At 69.2% G+C, this 5,154-nt stretch carries 3 protein-coding genes; all 3 read right to left on the bottom strand.

The features are described from left to right. Positions 1-300: 300 nt before the first annotated feature. Positions 301-1,311 (bottom strand): DUF4115 domain-containing protein, encoded by a 1,011-nt coding sequence (locus IRZ18_08445; GenBank protein MBX5477132.1) that lies wholly within the window; start codon positions 1,309-1,311, stop codon positions 301-303. Positions 1,312-1,393: 82 nt separating this feature from the next. Then, positions 1,394-2,695 carry an asparagine--tRNA ligase gene (gene asnS / locus IRZ18_08440; protein ID MBX5477131.1) on the bottom strand — a complete coding sequence of 434 codons (1,302 nt, stop codon included), beginning with the start codon at positions 2,693-2,695 and terminating at the stop codon, positions 1,394-1,396. 59 nt (positions 2,696-2,754) lie between these two features. Continuing rightward, positions 2,755-5,154 (bottom strand): UPF0182 family protein (locus IRZ18_08435; protein ID MBX5477130.1); only part of this gene is annotated, 2,400 nt, incomplete at its 5' end.

The following is a 5,154-nucleotide window of genomic DNA, read 5'->3' as shown; positions in this document are numbered from 1 at the left end:
GGGCTGGCGGGTGGGCGGAACCGGCTCGTCGGGCGCCGGCTTGGCGTCGACCGGCGTCGCGACCGAACCGGACCATGGCGCGCGATCGTCCCAGGAGAACGGTGCGGCGAAGGCCGCTCCTTGCGCCGCCGCCACAGACAGCGCCACCGCGAGGCAAAGGACGCGCGCGCTCGACCGAACGCGCATGGGCGCCACCTCCGCACCTCAGTATGCGGCGGCGCCCCCCGGCCTAGTCGCTCCGGCCGGGAACGCGTACGGAATCGTGAAGCGGGCCGCGTTCGACGAACGACGGCGGCGCCGTCATTCCCCGGCGTTGACGAAGCGCACCGTCTTCACGCGCGGGCCGTCCGCCACGGGCCCCTGCGCGACGCCGTTCACGGACAGCTCCACGTGACCGGCGTACCCGAACGTCACGCGCAGCTCGTGCTGGGCCGACCAGGTGCGCTCGTCACCGTTCTTGTACGTGGTGCCCGGGTCGATCTCGCGGCCGTCGGCGATCGCCCGGACCCAGCACGGTCCCGAGAAGCGGATGGACACCTCGACGCTCGCCGCGTGGCGCACCGTGAACACGATGTTCCCCGAGGGATCCGCGCTCCTTTCGACTTCCACGGCGGGCGCGGGTTCGGAAGGCGGCGGCTCGCTCGGCTGGAGTTCGCTCGGCGCGCGCGCATCTTCCGAGGGGACCGTCGACGCCGGGGGCGCCGGTTCGCGGCCGGACGAAGCCGGTTGGGCGTGCCGCAGGACCCACCAGCCGCCGCCTGCAAGGAACGCGGCCAGGACGATGACGACCCCGACGGGCGCGCGGCGATGGCCAAGCGCCTCGGGCCCTCCCAATCGCGTGCGAGCGTGACGGCCGCGCGCGCTCCGCTTCAAGCGCATCGCCCCGTCCGCATCCTCAGCGTCCCAGGTGCTGGCGGGCGTGGCGCGCCGCGACCCGGGCGCCGGCGGCGCCGGGGCGTCTTCCAGACCCGGCACCCGCTCGCGACGCGTGCCGAGCTGGCGGCTCGCCTCGTCTCCTGAGGCATCGTCCGGGACCGGACGGGAGGTCCGTGGCGCGTCCGGCGCGGTCTCGTCCGCCGTTCCCATCACGCGGTTGTACTCCTCAAGCAGGGCGTGGGCGTTGAGGCCGAGATACTCCGCGTACGCCCGCAGGTAGCCCTTCAGGTACACCTCGCCTGGAAACGCGGACGGGTCGGCGTCCTCCAAGGCCTGCAGGTACTTGATGCGAATCTTGGTCGCTTCCTGCACCTGGCGAAGCGTCTGCCCCATCGCTTCGCGCCGTTCCTTCAGCTTCCGGGCGATCGACTCCAACCGGTCCTCCTCCCTCCGGGTTGCCCTGCACGAGCGGGCTCGCTCCGCGAAGCTGAAGCGGTCGCGTGCCGGGCAGGCGTCCTTATGGCCGCAACCGGTTCAACAGCCGCGGGAATGGAATCGTTTCGCGGACGTGCTCAAGCCCGCAGATCCACGCGACCGTGCGCTCCAACCCCAGGCCGAAGCCGCTGTGCGGAACCGATCCGTACTTTCGCAGGTCGAGATACCAGTCGAACACCTCGATCGGCAGGCCGTGCTCCCGGATGCGCCGCTCCAGGAGGTCGAAGTCGTGGATGCGCTCGCTGCCGCCGATGATCTCGCCGTACCCCTCCGGGGCCAGAAGGTCCGCGCACAGCGCCACGCGCGGGTCGGCGGGATCGGGCTGCATGTAGAAGGCCTTGACCTCGACGGGAAACCGCTCCACGAAGACCGGCTGGTCGAACGACTCGGCGATGGCCGTCTCGTGCGGGGCGCCGAAGTCCTCTCCCCACGGGAGGTCCAGGCCCTTTTCGCGCAGGAGGTCCAACGCCTCGGCGTAGGTGATGCGGGGAAAGGGCGGGCGGACGCGCTCCAGTGAACGGGTGTCGCGCCCCAGCGTGGCCAGGTCGTCCGCGCGCCGTTCCAGCACGCGCTGCACCACGTGGGATACGAGCTCCTCCTGCAGCCGGAGGTTGTCCTCGTGCGTGGCGTACGCCATCTCGGGCTCCAGCATCCAGAACTCGATGAGGTGGCGGCGCGTCTTCGACTTTTCCGCGCGGAACGTCGGACCGAACGTGTAGACCTTGCCGAGGGCCATCGCGGCCGCTTCCGCGTACAGTTGCGAGCTCTGCGTCAGGTAGGCCTTCTCGCCGAAGTAGTCGGTCTCGAAGAGCGTCGTCGTGCCCTCCACGGCGTTCGGCGTGAGGATCGGGCCGTCGACCCGCACGAACCCGCGCTCGTTGAGGAACTCCTGCAGAGCCGCGGTGATCTCCGCCCGGATGCGCAGGATCGCCGTCTGTCGCGGCGTGCGCAGCCAGAGGTGTCGGTGGTCCATGAGAAAGTCGACGCCGTGCTCCTTGTGGGTGATCGGGTAATCCACCGAGTCCCCGACGAGTTCCACCGCGGCCAGCGACAGCTCGTAGCCTCCCGGCGCGCGCCGGTCGGCCCGCACGGTGCCCGTGACGATCACCGACGCCTCCTGGTTCAACCCTTCCGCGCGCCGGAACGCGTCCTCGCCGAGATCCTGCAGGGAACCCACGCATTGCAGGAGCCCGCTGCCGTCCCGGACGATGAGGAAGACGATCTTCCCCGAAGAACGCTTGTTGTAAAGCCAACCGCGGATTTCGACCGTCTCTCCCACATGCGCGCCGACTTCCGCGATGCGCGCGACCGTGCGTTCGCCCATCCTTCAACCTCCACGCATGTCCACAAATTCCACGCCCCGTGGTTCGGACGCCGATCCCGTCACGGGGTCGAGGGCGGCCCGGGCGGCGTCCCACCTGGCGTTCTCGCCCCGGGCGCCGTCGCGCCGGCACCGCCGGCCACCGCCTGCAATTCCTGCAGGACCTCGCCGAGGGCTTGAATCCTCTGCCCGTAGGTGGCAAAGTCGCCGGCCCGCAGCGCGTCCTGGGCCTCCTGGTACAGCTGCGCAGCCCGCGCGGCGAGCTCCTGCACCCGGCTCTGGCCGGGCGCCGGTCCCGCCGGCGGACCCTCGGGACCGGGCTGCGACGGCGCCACGCCCTCGCCGAAGATGCTGGCGAGCGCCTGCTCCAGGGTGGGCGCCATCGCAACCTGGTTATCGTAGGCGACGATCACGCGTTGCAGTCTCGGCAGCGGCGAGTTGCTGCCCTGCAGGTACAGCGGCTCCACGTACAAGAGGGAGTCGCGGATCGGGATGACGAGCAGGTTTCCGCGCGACGCCTGAGACCCCTGCTGGTTCCACAGCGTCAGGGACTGGGAGATCTCCGGCGTGGAGCTGATCGTCGACTCCACCTGCTGCGGCCCCAGGACGTTCTTGTCCTTCGGGAAGAGGAACGCGATCAGCTGGCCGTAGTGGTCCGGGTCGGACCTCGCCCCGAGCCAGGCCACCATGTTCGTGCGGTCTCGCGGCGTGTACGGCCGCAACAGGATGAACTCCGGCCGCGACTCGCCCGGCAGCTCAAGGATCGCGTAATACGGCTCGACGTCCTGCGCCGCCTGGCCGACGATCTCCTTGGCGACCTGCCACAGGTCCTCGCGGTTGTAGAACACTTGGGGATCGGTCATGTGGTACTTCGCGTACATCTGCCCCTGCACGTCGAACAGGTACTCCGGGTAGCGCAGGTGGGCGCGCAGATCCGCCGGCATGTCGGACAAGGGCCGGAAGAGGCCAGGGAACATGGCCGCGTAGGCGCGGATCAACGGGTCCGACGGATCCGCCACGTAGAAGCGCACGTCGCCGTTGTACGCGTCGACGGTCACCTTGACGGAGTTCCGGATGTAGTTGAAGCCGTCCGCCGCGGGCTCCGCGTACGGGAAGGCGCGCGTCACCGTGTAGGCGTCCTGGATCCAGACCAGCCGGCCGTTCGAGATGACGATGTACGGATCCTTGTCATACAGGAGATACGGCGCGATGCGCTCGACCCGGCTGGCGATGTCACGGTAGATGAGGGCCCGGCTGTCCTTGGTCAGGGCCGTGCTGAAGAGCACGTTGTAGCTCTGCACGTCCAAAGAGAACGCCAGGCGGTTCAGGATCGGCCCGATCGGCACCCCGCCCGTCCCGCGGTATCGAGTGTAGGCGTTGGTCTCGCCCTTCGGGTAATCGAACTCGGTCTCCCTTGTCCCGACGATCACGTAGTCCTTGGTCAGCTCGCCGTAGTAAATCTCCGGCCGTTCGACGCGCAATTCCGGCACCTGCGCCTCCGGCGGCACGTCCTGCACCCAGAAGCGCGGGAAGCCGTCCGCCGCGACGTCCGCCGCGGGGCTGGCCGCCACGCCGTACCCGTGCGTGTACTTGATGTGGCGGTTGATCCACGTCTGGCCGGGGAGCCGGTCGTAGTTGATCTCCCTCGCGGCCAGCAGCACCTGCTTGAGCTGGCCGTCGATGGTGTAACGGTCGACATCCATCTCGTCGAACTCATAGTAGGATCGCAGGCCCTGTAGCTGCTGATACGCCTGTCCGAGAACCCGCCAGTCCCACAGGCGGATGTTGGCGATCGTCGGGTTCCGCATGGAGACGTCCTCCGCCGTGAGATCCTCCACGGCTGGGAACGGGCTTTGCCGGATCGCATCGAGCCCGTAGGCGCGCCGGGTGAAGGTGATGTCGTAACGGATGTACGGCGTCTCGCGCGCGATCTCGTTCGGGCGGACGACGAACTCCTGCAGCAACGCCGGCCACGCCGTGCCGAGGAGGACGGACGCGGCGCCCAGCGCGAGGACTCCGTAGGCCATGGCCCGCAACGCCGGGCGGAACGCGTTGACGGCGGCGATGCCCGCCACGACGAGCGAGATGGCCGTAAGCACCCGCAATGCGGGGAGGACGGCGTGGACATCGGTGTATCCCGCGCCGAAGGTGGCACCGCGCGTCGAGTAGACGAGCTGGTCCGCTGCCAACGCATATCCCCACGCCTTCAGGAGGAAGAACGCCGCGACCAGCCCGGCGAGATGCGCCCGCGCCCGGGGGTGGAGCTGGACGCGGCCGGCGAAGTACTGGACGAAGCCGCCGACGAAGTACAGGCCGCCCGCCAGCACCGCGTTGAAAAAGAAGAGCGAGCTCAGGCTGTGATAGACCAGCAGCCAGAACGGCAAGCGGAACACGTAGAAGCCGGCGTCCCGGTGGAACAGCGGATCCGGGGCGCCGCCGTACGGCTGGGCGTGGAGGAAACG

The sequence above is a fragment of the Clostridia bacterium genome (assembly GCA_019683875.1).
GTDB lineage: Bacteria > Bacillota > Sulfobacillia > RBS10-35 > Bu92 > Bu92.
The sequence above is the reverse complement of the archived record's forward strand: the minus strand, read 5'-3'. Positions and strand labels throughout refer to the sequence as shown.

What these genes read in the sequence shown, in the direction of transcription:
- asnS (MBX5477131.1), bottom strand. Translation starts at nt 2,695, where the DNA reads ATGGGCGAACGCACGGTCGCGCGCATCGCGGAAGTCGGCGCGCATGTG.